Here is a 17871-nt window from a genome sequence, read left to right as displayed (position 1 = left end):
CGCAAAGCAGGGAATAACGTGAGAAAATTAAGCGTTGACCCAGTCATTGCAGGATGGGCGAACTATGCGTTCGCCCCGGACCGCACGCGGACCACTTGACTTGGGTCTTAGTACTGTCCGAATGCATGGGGAAGTTTCAACGCTCGCGAAAGGTGAACACGTGCCCAGAGTCGACAAGGAATCCACAACGGTGACGGAGAAGTCGGAGGGAACGGCCGGCACGACCTCGACCGGTGGATCCAAGACCACTGCGGCGTCGAAGTCCACTGCGAAGAAGACGTCCGCTGGAGCCAAGAAGGCGGCGACCGCGAAGACGACTGCGAAGTCGACTGCCGCAAAGACGGAGACGGCTGCGTCGAAGAAGACGACTGCTGCGAAGAAGACGACCGCCGCGAAGACCACCGAGACCAAGTCGACGGCTGCTCCGAAGAAGACCGTGACGAAGGCCACCGCCGCCAAGGAAGCCAAGAAGGAGACCAAGGCGAAGAAGGCCGACGACGATATCGACACCACCGAGGAGGTCGAACCGGCAGCGGACGCCCTGGCCACAGAGGAGAGCCCCGCCGAGGCGACCGAGACGAAGAACTCGGAGGAGAAGGAGAAGAACGCCGCCGTGGCCGAGGCCGGAGGCTTCATCGTCTCCGATGCCGACGAAGAAGATGCGCCTGCCCAGCAGGTCGTCTCCGCCGGTGCGACCGCGGACCCGGTCAAGGACTACCTCAAGCAGATCGGCAAGGTGGCACTGCTCAACGCCGCCGAGGAGGTCGACCTGGCCAAGCGCATCGAGGCCGGAATGTACGCCGAGCACCTGCTCGACGGCGGAGAGGTGACCGATCCTCGCGAAACGATGGACTACAAGTGGATCATCCACGACGGTCGCATCGCGAAGAACCACCTGTTGGAAGCCAACCTCCGACTCGTCGTGTCGCTGGCCAAGCGCTACACCGGCCGTGGAATGCTCTTCCTCGACCTCATCCAGGAGGGCAACCTCGGCCTCATCCGCGCCGTCGAGAAGTTCGACTACACGAAGGGCTTCAAGTTCTCCACCTATGCCACCTGGTGGATCCGTCAGGCCATCACCCGCGCGATGGCCGATCAGGCTCGTACGATCCGCATCCCGGTGCACATGGTCGAGGTCATCAACAAGCTCGCCCGAGTGCAGCGCCAGATGCTGCAGGACCTGGGGCGCGAACCGACTCCGGAAGAGCTTGCGAAGGAGCTCGACATGACACCCGAGCGTGTCGTCGAGGTGCAGAAGTACGGTCGGGAGCCGATCTCGCTGCACACCCCGCTGGGCGAGGACGGCGACTCGGAGTTCGGCGACCTCATCGAGGACTCCGAAGCCGTTGTGCCCTCGGACTCTGTCAGCTTCACCCTCCTCCAGGAGCAGCTGCACTCCGTGCTCGACACGCTCTCCGAGCGTGAAGCCGGAGTCGTGTCCATGCGCTTCGGACTCAACGACGGTCAGCCGAAGACCCTTGATGAGATCGGCAAGGTCTACGGCGTCACTCGTGAGCGGATCCGCCAGATAGAGTCCAAGACCATGGCGAAGCTGCGTCACCCGTCCCGCTCGCAGGTGCTGCGCGACTACCTCGACTGAGTTTCGCCTCGACTGAGTTTCGCCTCGACCGCTCCAAGAGCGGATCCGTCACCTGCCAACGCCCCTGGGGACCTCCCAGGGGCGTTCGGCATCCACGGTTCAGAACCAGCGGCTGCATCCGGTTCGGAATCGGAGGCGCCGGGCGCGGTTCAGAACCAGTCGACGATGCCGTCGAACAGGGCGTCGGCGTATTTCCTCTGCCCGGACTTCGACTCCATGATCTTCGCTTCGGACGGATTGCGCATCTCTCCGCATTCGACGATGACGGCGGGAACCGAAGCATTGTTCAACCCGGCCAGGTCCGGCCGTCGGCTGATCGCATCCTTTCCGTAGGCACTGTTCGGAGTGAACTCCTCACCCATCGAACTCCCCACGGATTTCGCCAGATCAACGGAGGCCTTTTCGGTCTTCTCGTCCTCACCAGGGTCGGCAACGATGATGTGGAAGCCCTTCACCGAGCTCGACTCGCTGCCGTTGGCGTGGATGCTCACGAGCAGATCCGCATCGTCGGCGAAAGTCCCGCGCTCATCCACACACGGTCCGACTCCTTTGTTGTCCTTGCGGCTGAGCACGACGTCGGCCCCTGCGTCGGTCAGCGACGTGTTCAGCTTCTTCGCCACTGCCCATGTGAAGTCGGCTTCCGGGTAGTCCGAATTCGTCGACGTGCCCGTGGTGTTGCACGCCTTCGTTCCGCCCCGTCCGTCGGGAACCTGTCGATTGATCTCCTCCGGGTGCTGCGCATTGCCGCCGTTGTGGCCCGGATCGATCGCGATGACCTTCCCCTTCAGGTCCGCTTCGTCTGCCTTCGCTGAGGCGGTCTCGCTCGGGTTCCCCTCTTCTTCAGCACCCGTGTCGGCAGACGCCGACCGGCCGGCGGTCTCAGCCGCCTGACTCGTCTGCCCCGGAGCAGACGAGTCATCGGAGCAGGCCGCCAGACCGGGGAGGCAGAGAGCGGCAGAGGCGAGGAGGCTCGGCACGAGCAGGCGATGACGCATGGCCCCATTGTTTCAGCTCTGCGGTGCCCATCGGTGCGTTCATCCGGATCGGTTCCCGACACGACCCGCAGAGAATAGGGTCCTGAGCGCACAGCGATTAGAATTTAATCGAACGAGAGGAATTGTGTGGAAGACGAAAGCTACGGTGCCAGGCACCTGTCCGTCCTGTCCGGTCTTGAAGCGGTTCGCAAGCGACCCGGCATGTACATCGGCACGACCGATTCCCGCGGTCTTATGCACTGCCTGTGGGAGGTCATCGACAACTGCGTCGATGAGGCCCTCGGCGGATACGGATCCGAGATCCTCATCGAACTCGCCGCCGACGGCTCGGTGGCCGTCACCGACAAGGGCCGCGGCATCCCCGTCGACATCGAGCCCAAGACCGGTCTGACCGGAGTCGAGGTCGTCATGACCAAACTCCACGCCGGCGGCAAGTTCGGCGGCTCGTCCTACGCCGCCTCGGGCGGTCTGCACGGAGTCGGCGCTTCGGTCGTCAACGCCCTGTCCGCACGCCTCGACGTCGAGGTCACCCGCGGATCGAAGGTGCATAAGATGTCCTTCCGCCGAGGTGTGCCGGGACGATTCGACGATTCCTCCGGCACCCCGAGCCCGGACAACCCGTTCGAGGCCTTCCAGGAGCCGACCGGCCTCGACATCGTCGGCAAGGCCAAACGCGGTGCCACCGGCACTCGTGTCCAGTACTGGGCCGATCCGCAGATCTTCCTCGCCAAAGCCCAGTTCGACTACCCGCATCTGGTCGAACGCGCCCGCCAGACCGCGTTCCTCGTCCCCGGCCTCGAACTGCGCATCGTCGACCGTCGCGGGGTCGCCCGTGACGAGACCGGCGCCGTCATCGCAGAACGCGAAGAGGTGTTCAAGTTCGACGGGGGAATCACCGAATTCGTCGACCACCTCTCCATCGACCCGCCGATCACCGACACCTGGCGTCTGCAGAACACCGGCACCTTCAAGGAGACCGTGCCGGTGCTCAACTCCTCGGGCCACCTCGAGTCCAAGGAAGTCGAACGTGAGGTCGGCGTCGACATCGCACTGCGCTGGGGGACCGGCTACGACACGAAGCTGAAGTCCTTCGTCAACGTCGTCGCCACACCACAGGGCGGCACCCACCTCGCCGGGTTCGAACAGGCCTGCCTGAAGGCGATGCGCAAAGCCGTCGACGCCAACGCGCGCAAGCTCAAGGTCGGCAAGGACAAGCTCGAGAAGGACGATGTGCTCGCCGGCATCACCGCCGTCGTCACCGTGCAGCTGTCCGAACCCCAGTTCGAAGGGCAGACCAAAGAGGTCCTCGGCACCGCAGCAGTGCGACAGATCGTGGCGAAGACCGTCGAGACACAGCTCGGAGAGGTGCTCGCCTCGACCAAACGTGCCGAGAAGCAGCAGGCCGCGGTCCTCATGGAGAAGGTCGTGGCCGAGATGAAGTCACGCATCTCTGCCCGCACCCACAAGGAGAATCAGCGACGCAAGACCGCGTTGGAAGCCTCCTCGCTGCCGGCGAAGCTCTACGACTGCCGCGACAACGGAGTGGAGAACACGGAACTGTTCATCGTCGAGGGCGACTCGGCGATGGGCACGGCAAAGGCCGCCCGCAACTCCGACCACCAGGCGCTGTTCCCCATCCGCGGGAAGATCCTCAACGTGCAGAAAGCGACCTTGGCCGACATGCTCGCCAATGTCGAATGCTCAGCCCTCATCCAGGTCATCGGCGCCGGCTCCGGGCGCAGCTTCGATATCGATGCCGCCCGATACGGACGCGTCGTCATCATGACCGATGCCGATGTCGACGGTGCCCATATCCGCACTCTGCTGCTCACCCTGTTCTTCCGGTACATGAAGCCGCTGGTCGAAGCCGGTCGTGTCTTCGCCGCAGTGCCTCCGCTGCACAGAGTCGAAGTCGTGACGAAGCGCGGAACGCCCAACGACATCATCTACACCTACACCGAAGCGGAGCTCCATTCTCTGCTGAAGAAGCTCGAGAAGCAGAAGAAGACCTACAAGGAACCCATTCAGCGCTATAAGGGCCTGGGTGAGATGGACGCCGACCAGCTGGCCGAGACGACCATGGACCCTGGCATGCGCACCCTGCGTCGGGTGACGATGGCCGATGCCGAGATGGCGGAGAACACCTTCGAACTCCTCATGGGATCGTCGGTCGGTCCGCGCAGGGAATTCATCGTCTCCGGTGCCGCCGTCCTCGACGCCGAACGCATCGACAGCTGAGACCGACAGCTGAGTCAGTCCGTCCCCTCTGAGCCCAGGCCGATCAACGGCTCGGGCTCAGATGCCGAATGCGGACGGTGTGACGATGAGCAGAGTCGGCAGGAGCAGAAGCAGCACGGCCAGTCCGATCGACATCAGCCGCACGGGGATCCGCGCCGGATCCAAGGGACGTGACAGCCGTCGGATGCGCTGGGCGGACAGATCACTGCGGTGTTCGGGACTGATCGCCGCGGCCGAACTCACCGCCTGAGCCAGGATCTGCGGATCGACGTGGTCGCGCGCCTGATCATCGGCCATGAGTTCGATGAGCTGATTCACCGAATTCAACCCGATCGCCGTGGCCGAGAAGTAGGGCAGTGCCCGATGCCATGCGGCAAATGGAATGACGAGCACATCGTGCCGGAAATCCAGATGCGCCCTCTCGTGAGCGATGACGGCGGTGCGCTCATCCTCGTCGAGCGCCTTGAGCAGACCGGTCGACAGGACTGCAGTGCCCTTCCGCGGCCCCTTGGGCAGGCAGTAGGCAACGGCCTCATCGGTGGTGATGATGCGAGTGTCGGGGTAGGTGATCGACGGTTCGCTGAGCAGATGCAGGATCTCGTCGTGGCGCAGACGGGTCTTGCGCGCGGAATAGAGAGTCAGGACCAGGCAGCCGAGCAGCCGGCCGATGAGGAGCACGGCGATGACGAGGAAGATCCACGCCAGCAGCGACAGCTGAGTGTGGTCCTTGCCGCGCAAGAGGTCGAAGAGCCCCTGTGGAAGACTCGTCGTGCCCGGGGCGACGGCGAATGCGAGGGCAGCGCCGATGAGGGACAGTCCTCCGGAGAGTCCGACGGCCTGCCAGAGGACGACCTCGGAGATCGGGTCACCGCGGAAGCGAGCGAGTGCCGCAGGAATGGGCCATGCCAGCAGAAAAGCCAGCACGGCCAGAACAAGTCCTACGATGGTCATTGAGGTGACCGGCCTGGGTCAGGACTGCGTCGAGTGATTGCGCCCGAGCAGATTGCGCAGCGCCTTGGTGTCGGCCTCCGAGACGGTGCCGAGGAAGCGCGCGAGGACAGCCTGACGGTCCGGTGCCTGAGACAGCATCTCGGTCATCAGCTCCGCCACATGATCCTCACGGGTCGAGACCGCGATATAGCGGTGCGGACGGATGCTGCGATCACGAGTGACGAAGCCCTTCTTCTCGAGTCGAGACAGGACCGTATGGACCGTCGTCAGCGCGAGCTCGCGGTCCGAGAGGACTTCGCGGAGTTCGGCGGCGCTCAACCCGTCGTCGTGGACCCAGATGGCGTCCATGACGCTGCGTTCGAGTTCACCCAGTGTTCCCACAGTTCTTTCGCCCTCAATTTCTTTGTCGGTCTGATCGCTCCAGTATATCTCTACAGTCTGTCGAATTCCACACAGGCACCTGGGGTTTCGGCGGAGCGGTGATCCTGGTCAGGTGTCCTTGCGGGAAGGCATACTTGGAACCGGGAGTCTTGAATGATGAAACCATGAGGGCACTGTTTCTACGGGTTGTAGAATTCTACGTGACGTAGAAACAATGCTCTCGTGAAACCTGAATGGAGCGCCCATGGAGCTGGATCCGGTCCTCATCGGTCGGTGGCAATTCGGAATCACAACGGTCTACCACTTCTGGATGGTGCCGTTGACCCTGGGACTCGGCATGCTCGTGGCTGTCCTGCAGACGATCTACCACCGCACCGGCAATGAGGTGTATCTGCGGAGCACGAAGTTCTTCGGCAAGCTCTTCCTCATCAACTTCATCATGGGTGTGGCCACCGGCCTGGTCCAGGAATTCCAGTTCGGCATGGCCTGGAGCGAATACTCTCGCTTCGTCGGTGACGTCTTCGGGGCCCCCTTGGCTCTGGAGGCCCTGCTGGCGTTCTTCCTCGAGTCGACTTTCCTCGGCCTGTGGATCTTCGGCTGGGGTCGCCTGCCCCGCGCAGTCCACCTCGGCTCTCTGTGGTTGGCCGTCATCGGCACGTGGATCTCGGCCTACTTCATCATCGTCGCGAACTCCTGGATGCAGCATCCCGTCGGCGTCGACATGGTCGACGGTCGGCCTGTGATGACCGACGTCTGGGCGGTGCTGGGCAACAACACCGCCATCGCCGCCTTCACACACACGATCTTCGGTGCCCTGGCCGTCGGCGGGTCCTTCCTCCTCGGCATCTCCTGGTACCACCTCTACCACCGGCGCAAGGCTGGAATCGACAGCGTCGGAGCCGACGGCAAGGTCCTCGTCGGCTCGTCGGAGGAACTGCCCGGGCGGGACAAGACTGACCACACGGTGTGGATCAAGTCTCTGCGCATCGGCGCGATCGTCGGCGTCATCGCCTTCGCCGGAGTCTCGATCACCGGTGATGTCCAAGCCAAGCTGATGTTCGATCAGCAGCCCATGAAGATGGCCTCCGCCGAGGCGGCCTGCCACGACGGCACCCAGTTCTCCGTCCTCACGATCGCCGACCCCTCCTCGAACGACTGCGACGGAGTGCAGAACATCTTCGAGATCCCCGGTCTGCTGTCCTTCCTGGCCAACGGCGACTTCGACACCCCGGTCCACGGTGTGACGACGCTGCTGCCGGAATACCAGGAGCGCTACGGCACCCATATCCCCGACGATCCGCGGTACGGCGACCATGCCGGCGAACCGGTCGACTACCAGCCGATCATGATCGTCACCTACTGGGGCTTCCGCATGATGATCGGCTTCGGCGCCCTGGCCGCCGGAGTCTGCGTCATCGGACTGTGGCTGGCCCGCAAGGGCACGGTGCCCGAGTCGAAGTGGCTCAGCCGGGGCTTCGTCCTGGCCATCACGGCGCCGTTCCTCGCAAACTCGGCCGGCTGGATCTTCACCGAGATGGGTCGTCAGCCCTTCGTCGTCGCCCCAAACCCGGCACAGCTCGATGGGGTGTACATGTACACCCAGGCGGCACTCTCACCCGAGGTGACACCGGCGATGCTGCTGTTCTCACTGATCAGCCTCACCACCGTCTACGGGATTCTGATGGCCGTCGAACTGCGTCTGATCACGAAGTACGTCAAGGGCGGAGTCGCCTCGGCGATGCCTGAGCTCGACCAGACGAATACGAAACCCACGATCACCGACAACGGCGACGACGTCCTGTCGTTCGCGTACTGAGGGAAGGGAAGGTCACGATGGAAATTCTCGCCACTATCTGGTTCGTCCTCATCGTCGTGCTCTGGATGGGATACCTGTTCCTCGACGGCTTCGACCTCGGTGTGGGCATGATGATGCCCTTCCTCAGCCGCAGCGAACGCAGCAAACGCGTGCTGCTCAACTCGATCGGTCCGGTCTGGGAGGGCAACGAAGTCTGGCTGATCACCGCGGCCGGTGCGATGTTCGCGGCCTTTCCACACTGGTACGCCTCACTGTTCTCCGCGCTCTACATTCCGCTGACGCTGTGCCTGCTCGCGCTGATCTTCCGTGCCGTGGCCATCGAATACCGCGGAAAGGGCCACTCGGAGAGGTGGAAGTCCTTCTGGACCTGGGCGCTGGCGGTGGGCTCGGCCGGAACAGCCTTCTGCATCGGTGCGATGCTCGCACTGACGACCATCGGACTGCCGCTCAATGATCACGGCGATCTGATCGGCGGAGCCTTCGCCTGGATGTCCTGGCCGGTGCTCGCCGGCGGTCTCGGCGGACTCGGCTTCTCCCTGGCCCACGGGCTCATCTTCCTCGGTCTCAAGACCCAGGGCGAGGTCCGGACGAGGTCGCGGCGCTGGGCCGGAAGGATCATGCTGCCGGCCGCGATGCCGTTCCTCATCTGGTTCGCCTACTCGATCACACAGCGGACCTGGCTCGTCGTCCCGGTGCTCGTCGCTCTTGCCGCACTCATCGCCGCGTTCTTCGCGGTCCGCGCCGGTGCCGAGAAGCGGGCGTTCCTTCTGCACGGGATCTACCTCATCGCCGGTCTGGCCGCGGTCTTCGCCGGCGTCTTCCCGAACGTGCTGCCCTCGACGATCGATCCGGCGAACTCGCTGACGATCGCATCGGCCTCCTCGTCGGACTACACCTTGAACGTCATGCTCATCGTGACCATTGTGATCCTGCCGATCATCATCGCCTACCAGATCTTCAGCTACCGGATGTTCCTCGGCCGCATCGCCGAGACCCACATCCCGGAAGCGCACAAGCTGCCGGTGGCGATCCGGTCGTGAGCTCGCCCCTGTCGATCCTGCTCGAACTGCCCACCGGTCGGCGGGGGTTCGCGCTCTCGGTGTTCTCCGCCCTGTGCCGGGCGGTGGGAATCGTCCTCATCGCCGAAGCCCTGGTGCGAGCCGTCATCGGCCACACCACGCCCGGGCTGTGGCTGATCCTCGGAGCCCTCGGCGCCTTGCTGCGCGGCGGTGGCCTCTGGCTCGACCGGGGTCTGGGCACCTCTCTGGCCGCCGAATCGAAACGCGGTCTGCGCTCCTCGATCCTCGCGGGTCTGCTGCGCGGTCAGGGACGGCCAAGGACGAACGCGGCAGTGACGGTCACACGGGGAATCGACGATCTCGACGACTACTTCACCACGGTGGTGCCGGCCCTGACCGCAGCCGCAGTCGTGCCCATCGTGCTGCTGGCGCGCATCGTCTTCAGCGATGTGCTCTCCGCCGTCATCATCGCCTTCTGCCTGCCGCTGGTGCCGATGTTCATGGTGCTCATCGGCCGCTACACGGCAGAGTCGACCTCGGAGACGATGGCCGCTCTGGAGCGGCTCTCGGACCATCTGGCCGAGCTCGCCGAGGGGCTTCCCGTCCTCATCGGCCTCGGGCGCTCACGCGACCATGCGCGCCGGCTGCGCGAGCTGGGGGAGCGTTACCACCAGGCGAACCTGTCCACGCTGCGCATCGCCTTCCTCTCCAGCCTGGCTCTCGAACTCATCGCCACGATCTCGGTGGCACTCGTGGCCGTGGTCATCGGTCTGCGTCTGGTGAACGGGACGATGGATCTCAGCGACGGACTGCTCGTCCTGCTCATCGCGCCCGAATGCTTCATCCCGCTGCGCGAGCTCGGCGCCGGCTACCATGCGAGCGAGAACGGTCGTGAAGCCCGAGGGAGAGCCCAGGCACTGCTGTCAGAGACACAGCCGACAGATGCGGCGACGACGGTGGAGACCGGCCCTGAGACCGCCGGCCGGCCGGGTGAGCAGCGGGTCCTCTATGCCGACGGCACGCTCATCACCTGGTCGGGCACCATCGACACCCGGCCTGGAGTGACGACGATCAGCGGCCGGTCAGGGTCGGGCAAGACGACTGTGCTCAGTGCGTTGGTCGGCAGTCTGCCTGCCGATGCGCACACCACCGTCGCGCCCGTGACCGCGGCCTATGTGCCGCAGGCTCCACGCATGTTCGCCGAGACCATCGGCACCGAACTGGCCCTCTTCGGGCTCGACGAGGACAGAGCGCGGACTGCTCTGTCGGCCGCCGGGCTGCCCACCGATCTGCAGGTGCAGACGGCGGCGCTCAGTCCCGGCCAGCAGCGACGACTGGCACTGGTGCGTGTGCGAGACCACCTCGGTGACGGTGCCGAGGTGCTCGTCCTCGACGAACCGACCGCCCACCTCGATGCCGACAATGCCGACATCGTCATCGCGATGATCGCCGAGGCGGCCGCCACCCACCGAGTGATCCTCGCCAGCCATGACGAACAGGTCCGCGCCCTGGCCGACACCGAGATCCGTCCGGAGCAGGTCCGGACCGAAGCGGTCGGGAATGCGGATTCAGCGGCGTCGGCACCAACCGCGGCGGCGGACCAGGGCCGGGCCGACCCTGCCGAGGGTCCTGCCGCTGGGACGTGGGAGGGAGCTCGCGCGTCGGAGGCCCGGGCTGGCTCCGGAGACGAACCCCGCACTCGGTCCGTGACCGAGAGGCAGCCGGACGTCGAGAACCAGCAGTCCGCGGGCGAGACCTGGACGTCGGCTCTGCGTCGTCGTTGGTCGATTCTGCACTCGAGCCTTCCGCTCTTCACCCCGACCATGCTGGTGGCAGCCCTCACCGCCTGCGCCTCCAGCCTCGCGGCCATCGCATTGACCGCGGTCTCCGCGTGGCTCATCGTTGAAGCCTCCTACCAGCCGCCGATCATGCTGCTCATGGTCGCCATCGTCGGTGTGCGCTTTTTCGGACTCAGCCGGTCCGTGCTGCTCTACGTCAGCCGACTCAGGCTCCACTCGGCGATCTTCTCCGCACTCACGCGACTGCGCACGCGGCTGTGGAAGCACTTCGAACGCGTCGGTATGAGCGATCGGCGTCTGCTGACCTCGGACTCGGCGCTGCGTGCGATGGTCGCCGACGCCGATGACGTCCGCGACCTGGTGCCGCGGACCCTGTTCCCGCCGCTCGTCTCCGTCATGGTCGTCATCGGCGTGAGCATCACCGCGGCGCTCCTCGATTCGGGTTCGCTGGGCTGGTTCGTCCTCGTGGGCGCCTTCAACCTCGTCATCGTCCCGATCCTCGCCGTCCGGGCAGAGAGCCGGCTGGCATACGGAATCCGGAACGACCGCAATCGGATCCTGTCCGTGCTCACGCGTGCTCTGCACGCGAAAGACGATCTGCGCACGAACCGGATCGACACCCGAGTCCTCGACCTGTTGGCCGGTCTGGAGAACGACCTCGAAGCGAAGCAGAAGGCCTCTGCCCGAAATTTCGGGCTCGCCCAACTGTGGCTGCAGCTGAGCACGTTCGTCACCGCTGTGATCCTGGCAGCCACCACGGATGCTCCGACCGAGATCGTCGCCGTGCTCTCCCTCATGGCGCTGGGGTTGGGCGAAGTGTTCGCCTCGGCGCTCGAGGCATTCCGTCAGATGCCCGGCCTGGGAGCGGCACTGGACTGCCTGCCGACGCCGGACATGTCGCAGGATCGTGACTCCCAGAGGGCGGGCTTCGACGCCGATGCGACGGCCCCTGCGGCTGAGGATTCGACCCGTGGCCCCAGCGACGCGACGGAGCTCGATGGCGTCCGATCACTCGAGTTCGACTCGATCACCGTGGGCTGGGACGACCTCCCCGTCGTCGCAGGACTCGACCTGAGAGCCGAACGCGGCGGCTGGACCGTGCTGTGCGGCGACAGCGGAACCGGCAAGACGACGAGTCTGAGTGTGCTGCTGCGGTTCCTCGACCCCTGGTCCGGCCGCTACAGTGCCCGTGACCGGAACGGGACCGACCACGATATGCTCACGCGCTCACCGGCAGACCTGGTCGGCCGAATCGCCTGGTGTCCTCAGGAAGCACACGTCTTCCGCTCCACCGTGCGCGGCAACCTCGCACTGGCCCAGCCGACGGTGCCCGGAGACGACGAGATGATCTCTGCGCTGAGAGCCGCAGGACTGAGCGACTGGGCCGATGCCGAGGGGCTCGACCGGTGGGTCGGCGACCGAGGGGCGGAGATCTCCGGCGGTCAGAGGCAGCGATTGGCAGTGGCGCGAACCCTTCTGACCGGGGCTGATGTGATCGTCCTCGACGAACCGACAGCGCACCTGGATGATGAGACGGCGCGTCTGCTCATCGGTGACCTGCGGGGGAACCTGAGCGACCGCACGGTCGTCATGGTCACCCACGACAGGCGACTGATCACGGACGGCGACGAGGTCGTCGACCTCGGCACGCGCATTCCCGGCGCCGAGCACTCGGGTGTCTGAGGTCAGTCCCGCTTCGAGCCGAACATGATCTCGTCCCAGCTCGGGATCGAGGCGCGCGAGTTCTTCTTCGACTTCGGCTTCGAATCCTTCGTCGGAGCCGAGTCCTGGAACTGATCGGCGTGATCGCTCACCCCGGGCTCGTTGAGCAGCGAGAGCTGATTCTCATCGTCGAAGACACCGACCTTCTCGGTCGGCTCCTGCGGCTCATCGGCAGACGGAGCGGAATCCTCGAACGCGAAGACCTCGTCGTCGGTGGCGGCTTCGGGCTGCCCGGGAGCGGTGTGCGCACCCTGCGGATGAGTCTCGGGATCCTCGGTGACCGCACGCAGACGGGTTCTCGGCTCCTCCTCGGCGTGGCGGCGCTTGCGCAGGTTCTCCAGGATCCGACCGGTCTCGGCCTGGTGATCGCGGGCCTGCTGCGAAGGAGCCGAACCGGCGGTGGGACGGACCGGACCGTCCGCGGCGATCGAAGCGGAGGACTGATCCGCGCGGGGGAGGACGTCGACCTCCTCGGTGTTCTTCTGGCGTTCGGCACCGCTGCCGTAGTTCGGGATCGGGCCGGTGTCGGTGGGACCGGAATCGGCGAGCCACTTCGCCTCATCGTCGATCGGGGTCAGCGAACGGCGGTAGTAGTGCCAGCTGGCGGTGCGCACACGGTCGGCGGCAGTGAAGCTGAGCTGGATGTACCAGTTGCCGTCCTGCTGTTTCCACGAGTCCCACTCCATCGTCTCGATGTCGACATCGCGCATCGCCAGACGTTCCTGACAGAGCTCGATGAGCGGAGTCGGCTCACCGTTGGGATCATGATCGGAATAGATGGGGTGTCGGCTGGCGAGGTAGGCGGTGCGTGAGCGTTCGGCCTTGGCCGGACCTTCATAGGTGCGCACGTATTCGATGTCGGCACCGGTGGAGGCGACGACCTCCTCGGCGTCCATGCCGCCGCGGATCATGGCTTGGATCTCTTTGGGGCGCACGGGAGTCTCGGCCTTGGACTGGGTGCGGTCCTTACGGACCGCGGCGATGAGAGCCTCATCGAGGACGACTCGGTACTGAAGCCCGTTATCGTCGTTCAACAGCAGATGGGTGCCGTCTGCGTTGACTCCGTTCAAGATCAGTTCACGCATTGCCTTAAGCTCCTTTGTCGCGTCTCAGAAGCATCGTGTCACGTTCGGTGCGACGCGCCGGGCAGATTTCCGCGCGAGTCGCGAAATCACGGGCCGGTTCGGCTCTGAACGGAGTGAATCTGTGAGACCGGCCACGAATGTGTCGGACGCGACCGTTCGTGCCGGGCCGGTCGGCGCCTGTCGGCCCCGTCGGCGTCTATCGGGCCGGTCGGCGTCTGTCGGCCCGGTTCGCGTCTGCACCGTGAGTGGGCACGGCTCACTCTGCGGACAGCGGGCCGAGTTGAGGCGCAGTCTGTAAGATCGAAACCGTGAATACGACTGCACCCATCGACGCCCTGGTCCTCATGTCTTTCGGAGGACCGGAGGCCCCAGAAGAAGTGGTTCCATTCCTTCGCAACGTCACCGCCGGCCGCGGGATTCCCGAGGAGCGGCTCGAGGAGGTGGGGGAGCACTATTTCGGCTTCGGAGGCAAGTCGCCGATCAACGATCAGAACAAGGCTCTGCTGGCCGCGCTGCGTGCCGAACTCGATCGCCGCGACATCGAGACTCCGTTGATCTGGGGCAACCGCAACTGGGACCCCTATCTCACCGATGAGGTCCGCAGCCTGGCCGAAGACGGTGCCACGCAGTTCCTCTCGATCGACACCTCCGCCTACTCGTCGTATTCGTCGTGCCGTCAGTACCGCGAAGACTTCGCGAAGACGATCGACACGCTCAAGGACGAGGGCCTCACAGTCTCGATCGACAAGATCCGTCAGTTCTACAACCACCCCGGATACGCCGACGCCTGTGCCGACCGCCTGAGCGAAGGCCTCGCCGATTTCCGAGCCCAGGCCGGACAGCTCGACGCGGCCGAGCACCGGATCCTCTTCGTCACCCACTCGATCCCGAACGTCATGCAGGACGCCTCCGAGGTGACCACCAACGGCTACCGTGCCCAGCACGAAGAGCTCATCGACCACCTCATGGGGCGTGTGGACGAAGCGGATCGTGTTCCCTCCGAGCTCGTCTACTGCTCGCGTTCGGGTTCGCCCGAGGTGCCGTGGCTCGAACCCGATGTCAATGACCGGATGACCGAACTCGCCGAGGAAGGGGTGACCGGTGTCGTGCTCGTGCCCATCGGATTCATCTCCGACCATATGGAGGTCGCCTTCGACCTCGACACCGAGGCGAAGGAGACCGCCGCAGAGCTCGGTCTCGACTTCACCCGGGTCGGCACCGTCGGCACTCACGATGCCTTCGTCAGGGGGCTCGTCGACCTCATCGAGGAGCGTGTCGCTCAGCTGCGCGGAGAAGACGTCGACGCTCCCGCCCTGCCCGGAACGAAGGCCCTGGTGCCCGGCAGCGGAGCCTGCAGCATCGACTGCTGCCGCGGCCGCATCGAACGTGCGACCTACCCGAACTGGATCGTCGCGAACTGAGCTCGGACGCAGAGAACCCTCCCTCGCCGATTCGGCGGGGGAGGGTTCTTCTTCAGGTGTTTCTGTTCGTCAGCAGTCGTCCGGGCTCGGAATGACGGGCAGAGCGCCCGTCTCGGCCTGGATCACCTCGGCGATGGGGCCGGTGTCGACATCATTGCGACCGGCCAGTTCCATGAGGTTCTGCAGGTCGTCGATGAGATTTTCGACGAGGAAGTCGTCACCGGCGGACCGGGCCTCGTGAATGCGATGACGGACATCATCGATTCGGGTGTCGAGCTGATCAGCGAATTCACTCATTGTGGATCCGTCCTTCCTCGGGCCGCCTCCACAGGGGACGAACCCGGTAATCTGCCGACAGAGCGTGCTGCCGGCGCTGTCCATCACAAGCATTCTTGCAGAGGTCTTCGTGAACTCTATGTGTGCTCTGCCTCTGCAGACAAGCTGGTGACGAGAATCACCGTACTCGGTCTTCATTCCATCTTGCCAACGGCAAGCATACAGTGCACAATGCTGGGGACACATCCCGGAAGAGGAGAATATGCTCCTCTTCGGCACCCCCTCCGGACAGAGAGCGATGAGGCCACATGGCAACAGACTACGACGCACCTCGCAAGCAAGACGATGAGATCAAAAGCGATTCGATCGAGCAGCTGAAGGCCCAGCGTTCCCAGGACCAGGCGAGCAAGATCGACGAAGACGAGACTGCAGTAGCCGAAGGCTTCGAACTTCCCGGTGCGGACCTGTCGAACGAAGAGCTCTCCGTTCGGGTCCTGCCCAAGCAGAACGACGAGTTCACCTGCATGGAGTGCTTCTTGGTCCGCCATCGTTCGCAGCTTGCGACCGAAGAAGGCGGTGTCCCGATCTGCACGGACTGTGCAGGCTGATTCGCTTCTCTTCGCAGAAAACGGAACGCTTCTTAGGACGCGTTCCGTTTTTCTCTCCCCTTGCTACCTGACGGCGGCCCAGCAACCTCGCGCGAGGTTGCTGGGCCGCCGTCAGGTAGTAATTGGGGGTGTCAGGTGCTGAGGGCGGCTGCGAGCTTGTGCGGGTGCCGCGAGGATACGAGCCAGTACGGGGTGGGATCGGAGTCATCGTCGAGGTCGATGCGGACGACGGACTTCGCCCACGGGCGGATCTTGAGGAAGGCACGAGCATCGAGGTCGACACCGCGGGCCCGGCGGGCCTCCTCGCCGTCGAAGGCAACCGCACTCGGGACGAATGTGCGATCGATATGAGCCTCGCCCACGAACAGCTGACGTTCGGTGACGATGATCGTCAGCGTCAGCGAGTTCAGCCACCAGGCGAAGAGGATGAAGCTGACGACGGGAAGGATGATGGTGCCGAGCTGCCAGACGGGCATGACCATGAGCGCCGTCGACGCCGCCGCCACCACGACGAGGATCCACATGCCGATCGAGGGGCGGACCTTCTCCTGATAGACCACATGGGTTCCGGATTGAGTTGTTGCCATGGGCCCATTGTCCCACAGCGAGAAGTTTGGCCGCGCTCAGGCTGGAGCGTTAGAGTGCATCTTTGTGACGGAAACCCTGAAGATCAACCTCCAGCTCCTCGACGCGGGCATGAGCGCACCCGCCTACGCGCATGCGAGCGACGCCGGTGCGGACCTGCGTTCGACGATCGACTTCGTCCTCGAACCCTTCGAACGCCGAGTCGTGCCCACCGGAATCGCGATCGCGCTGCCGGAGGGCTATGCCGGCTTCGTCCACCCGCGGTCGGGACTGTCGAGCAAGCACGGGGTCACCGTCGTCAATGCGCCGGGCACCATCGATGCCGGCTATCGCGGCGAGATCAAGGTGCCGCTGATCAACCTCGACGCGAAGACTCCGCTGCGCGTCGTCCGCGGCGACCGCATCGCCCAACTCGTGATCCAGGCGATCGCCCACGCCGGCTTCGACATCATCGAATCCCTTGACGACAGCACCCGCGGTGCCGGGGGATTCGGATCGACCGGCGGATTCGACGCCGGTCTCAGCGAAAAGGAGAAGTGAGGACTCATGGGACTGTTCTCCCGGTTCAAGAAATCCACACCGACGACCGATGACGACGTCCGCACCGACGACGAACTCGCCGACGATGATGAGCTCGAGACTCAGGACGCAGCCGCCGAGGCTGACGATCGTGAGGACGATGACGCCGATGTCGACGACGCGGAGTCCGATGACGACCTCGACGACGAAGAGGCGCTGCTGGAGAAATCCGCTCCCTTCGACCGGTCCGAGAAGGGCCCGTTCGACATCTCCGAGGAATATCCGGAACATGACCGCCTCGACCTCGGCGCACTCAAAGTGCCCGTCGTCGACGGAATGCAGGTGCGTCTGGACACGGACGATGATTCCCAGCGCGTTCTGGCCGTGACCCTCATCCACGACGGGGGAGGCATCCAGCTCCAGGCTTTCGCGACACCACGGTCGGAAGGACTGTGGAACACGGTGCGTCGACAGCTCGCTGAATCCGTGACGAAGCAGGGCGGCGAATCGACCGAACTGCACACCTCGCTCGGCAAGGAACTGGCCATCGAGGTTCCGGCGAAGACGGAATCCGGTCGCCCCGGCAAACGCGCCATGCGCTTCGCCGGCATCGACGGCCCCCGCTGGTTCGTCCGCGCGGTGTTCTCCGGAAAGGCCGTGACCGATGACGAGGTGCGTGCCGAACTCTCCGCGCTCTTCCGCGGAGTCGTCGTCGACCGCGGTGACGAAGCCATGGCTCCGCGCGAGCTCATTGCGCTGACCGCACCGCAGGTCGACCAGGACGAGACGGAGGAGAAGGACGAGGACGAGCTCAACCCGTTCGAGCGCGGCCCCGAGATCACAGAGATCCGCTGAG

The 17871-nt window shown here is 64.6% G+C and carries 15 protein-coding genes; 9 read left to right on the top strand and 6 right to left on the bottom strand.

Annotated features, from left to right (window positions below):
* Window positions 1-121 precede the first annotated feature (121 nt).
* Window positions 122-1600 carry an RNA polymerase sigma factor gene (locus FHG09_RS16920; protein WP_152348816.1) on the top strand — a complete coding sequence of 493 codons (1479 nt, stop codon included), beginning with the start codon at window positions 122-124 and terminating at the stop codon, window positions 1598-1600.
* A gap of 149 nt (window positions 1601-1749) precedes the next feature.
* Here FHG09_RS16920 and FHG09_RS16915 read toward each other — a convergent pair whose 3' ends face one another.
* Complete coding sequence (locus FHG09_RS16915; protein ID WP_152348815.1) at window positions 1750-2595, bottom strand: N-acetylmuramoyl-L-alanine amidase; 846 nt, start codon at window positions 2593-2595, stop codon at window positions 1750-1752.
* A 126-nt stretch (window positions 2596-2721) separates the two neighbouring features.
* On the opposite strand from FHG09_RS16915, the gene FHG09_RS16910 reads away from it, so the two are divergent.
* Entirely contained in the window at window positions 2722-4833 is a 2112-nt protein-coding gene (locus FHG09_RS16910; protein WP_152348814.1) for a DNA gyrase/topoisomerase IV subunit B, read from the top strand.
* Between the two features lie 57 nt (window positions 4834-4890).
* Here FHG09_RS16910 and FHG09_RS16905 read toward each other — a convergent pair whose 3' ends face one another.
* Together FHG09_RS16905 and FHG09_RS16900 are read right to left on the bottom strand one after the other, a co-directional pair.
* Window positions 4891-5784, bottom strand: coding sequence for a M56 family metallopeptidase (locus tag FHG09_RS16905; RefSeq protein WP_152348813.1), 894 nt, complete (start codon window positions 5782-5784; stop codon window positions 4891-4893).
* 18 nt (window positions 5785-5802) lie between these two features.
* Complete coding sequence (locus tag FHG09_RS16900; protein ID WP_039210305.1) at window positions 5803-6165, bottom strand: BlaI/MecI/CopY family transcriptional regulator; 363 nt, start codon at window positions 6163-6165, stop codon at window positions 5803-5805.
* A 244-nt stretch (window positions 6166-6409) separates the two neighbouring features.
* On the opposite strand from FHG09_RS16900, the gene FHG09_RS16895 reads away from it, so the two are divergent.
* The 3 genes from FHG09_RS16895 to cydC are packed head-to-tail and all read left to right on the top strand — an operon-like array spanning window position 6410 to window position 12482.
* The gene (locus FHG09_RS16895; protein WP_193627423.1) at window positions 6410-7981 is read left to right on the top strand and encodes a cytochrome ubiquinol oxidase subunit I; all 1572 of its coding nucleotides are present in this window, start codon (window positions 6410-6412) and stop codon (window positions 7979-7981) included.
* Between the two features lie 17 nt (window positions 7982-7998).
* Window positions 7999-9021 carry a cytochrome d ubiquinol oxidase subunit II gene (gene cydB, locus FHG09_RS16890; RefSeq protein ID WP_152348812.1) on the top strand — a complete coding sequence of 341 codons (1023 nt, stop codon included), beginning with the start codon at window positions 7999-8001 and terminating at the stop codon, window positions 9019-9021.
* Window positions 9018-12482 (top strand): thiol reductant ABC exporter subunit CydC, encoded by a 3465-nt coding sequence (gene cydC / locus FHG09_RS16885; protein WP_152348811.1) that lies wholly within the window; start codon window positions 9018-9020, stop codon window positions 12480-12482. Before cydB ends, cydC begins: the two co-directional genes overlap by 4 nt.
* A gap of 2 nt (window positions 12483-12484) precedes the next feature.
* Here cydC and sepH read toward each other — a convergent pair whose 3' ends face one another.
* Window positions 12485-13606 (bottom strand): septation protein SepH, encoded by a 1122-nt coding sequence (sepH, locus tag FHG09_RS16880; protein ID WP_152348810.1) that lies wholly within the window; start codon window positions 13604-13606, stop codon window positions 12485-12487.
* A gap of 308 nt (window positions 13607-13914) precedes the next feature.
* On the opposite strand from sepH, the gene FHG09_RS16875 reads away from it, so the two are divergent.
* Window positions 13915-15027, top strand: coding sequence for a ferrochelatase (locus FHG09_RS16875; RefSeq protein WP_152348809.1), 1113 nt, complete (start codon window positions 13915-13917; stop codon window positions 15025-15027).
* A gap of 69 nt (window positions 15028-15096) precedes the next feature.
* Here the strand turns inward: FHG09_RS16875 and FHG09_RS16870 are convergent, their stop codons facing one another.
* Window positions 15097-15324 (bottom strand): hypothetical protein, encoded by a 228-nt coding sequence (locus FHG09_RS16870; RefSeq protein WP_152348808.1) that lies wholly within the window; start codon window positions 15322-15324, stop codon window positions 15097-15099.
* A 287-nt stretch (window positions 15325-15611) separates the two neighbouring features.
* Between FHG09_RS16870 and FHG09_RS16865 the strand changes: the two genes are divergently transcribed.
* Entirely contained in the window at window positions 15612-15911 is a 300-nt protein-coding gene (locus FHG09_RS16865; protein ID WP_101546971.1) for a DUF4193 domain-containing protein, read from the top strand.
* 131 nt (window positions 15912-16042) lie between these two features.
* Here the strand turns inward: FHG09_RS16865 and FHG09_RS16860 are convergent, their stop codons facing one another.
* Window positions 16043-16498 carry a DUF3093 domain-containing protein gene (locus FHG09_RS16860; RefSeq protein ID WP_152348807.1) on the bottom strand — a complete coding sequence of 152 codons (456 nt, stop codon included), beginning with the start codon at window positions 16496-16498 and terminating at the stop codon, window positions 16043-16045.
* Between the two features lie 64 nt (window positions 16499-16562).
* Between FHG09_RS16860 and dut the strand changes: the two genes are divergently transcribed.
* Together dut and FHG09_RS16850 are read left to right on the top strand one after the other, a co-directional pair.
* Window positions 16563-17036: a dUTP diphosphatase gene (gene dut, locus FHG09_RS16855; RefSeq protein WP_152348806.1), complete on the top strand. Its 474-nt coding sequence runs from the start codon at window positions 16563-16565 to the stop codon at window positions 17034-17036.
* 6 nt (window positions 17037-17042) lie between these two features.
* Complete coding sequence (locus tag FHG09_RS16850; protein WP_152348805.1) at window positions 17043-17870, top strand: DUF3710 domain-containing protein; 828 nt, start codon at window positions 17043-17045, stop codon at window positions 17868-17870.
* The last annotated feature ends 1 nt before the right edge of the window (window position 17871 follow it).

This window comes from Brevibacterium sp. CFH 10365, assembly GCF_009299785.1.
Taxonomy (GTDB): Bacteria; Actinomycetota; Actinomycetes; order Actinomycetales; family Brevibacteriaceae; genus Brevibacterium; species Brevibacterium limosum.
Note: the sequence above shows the minus strand (reverse complement) of the source record. Positions and strands in the feature narration are given on the sequence as shown.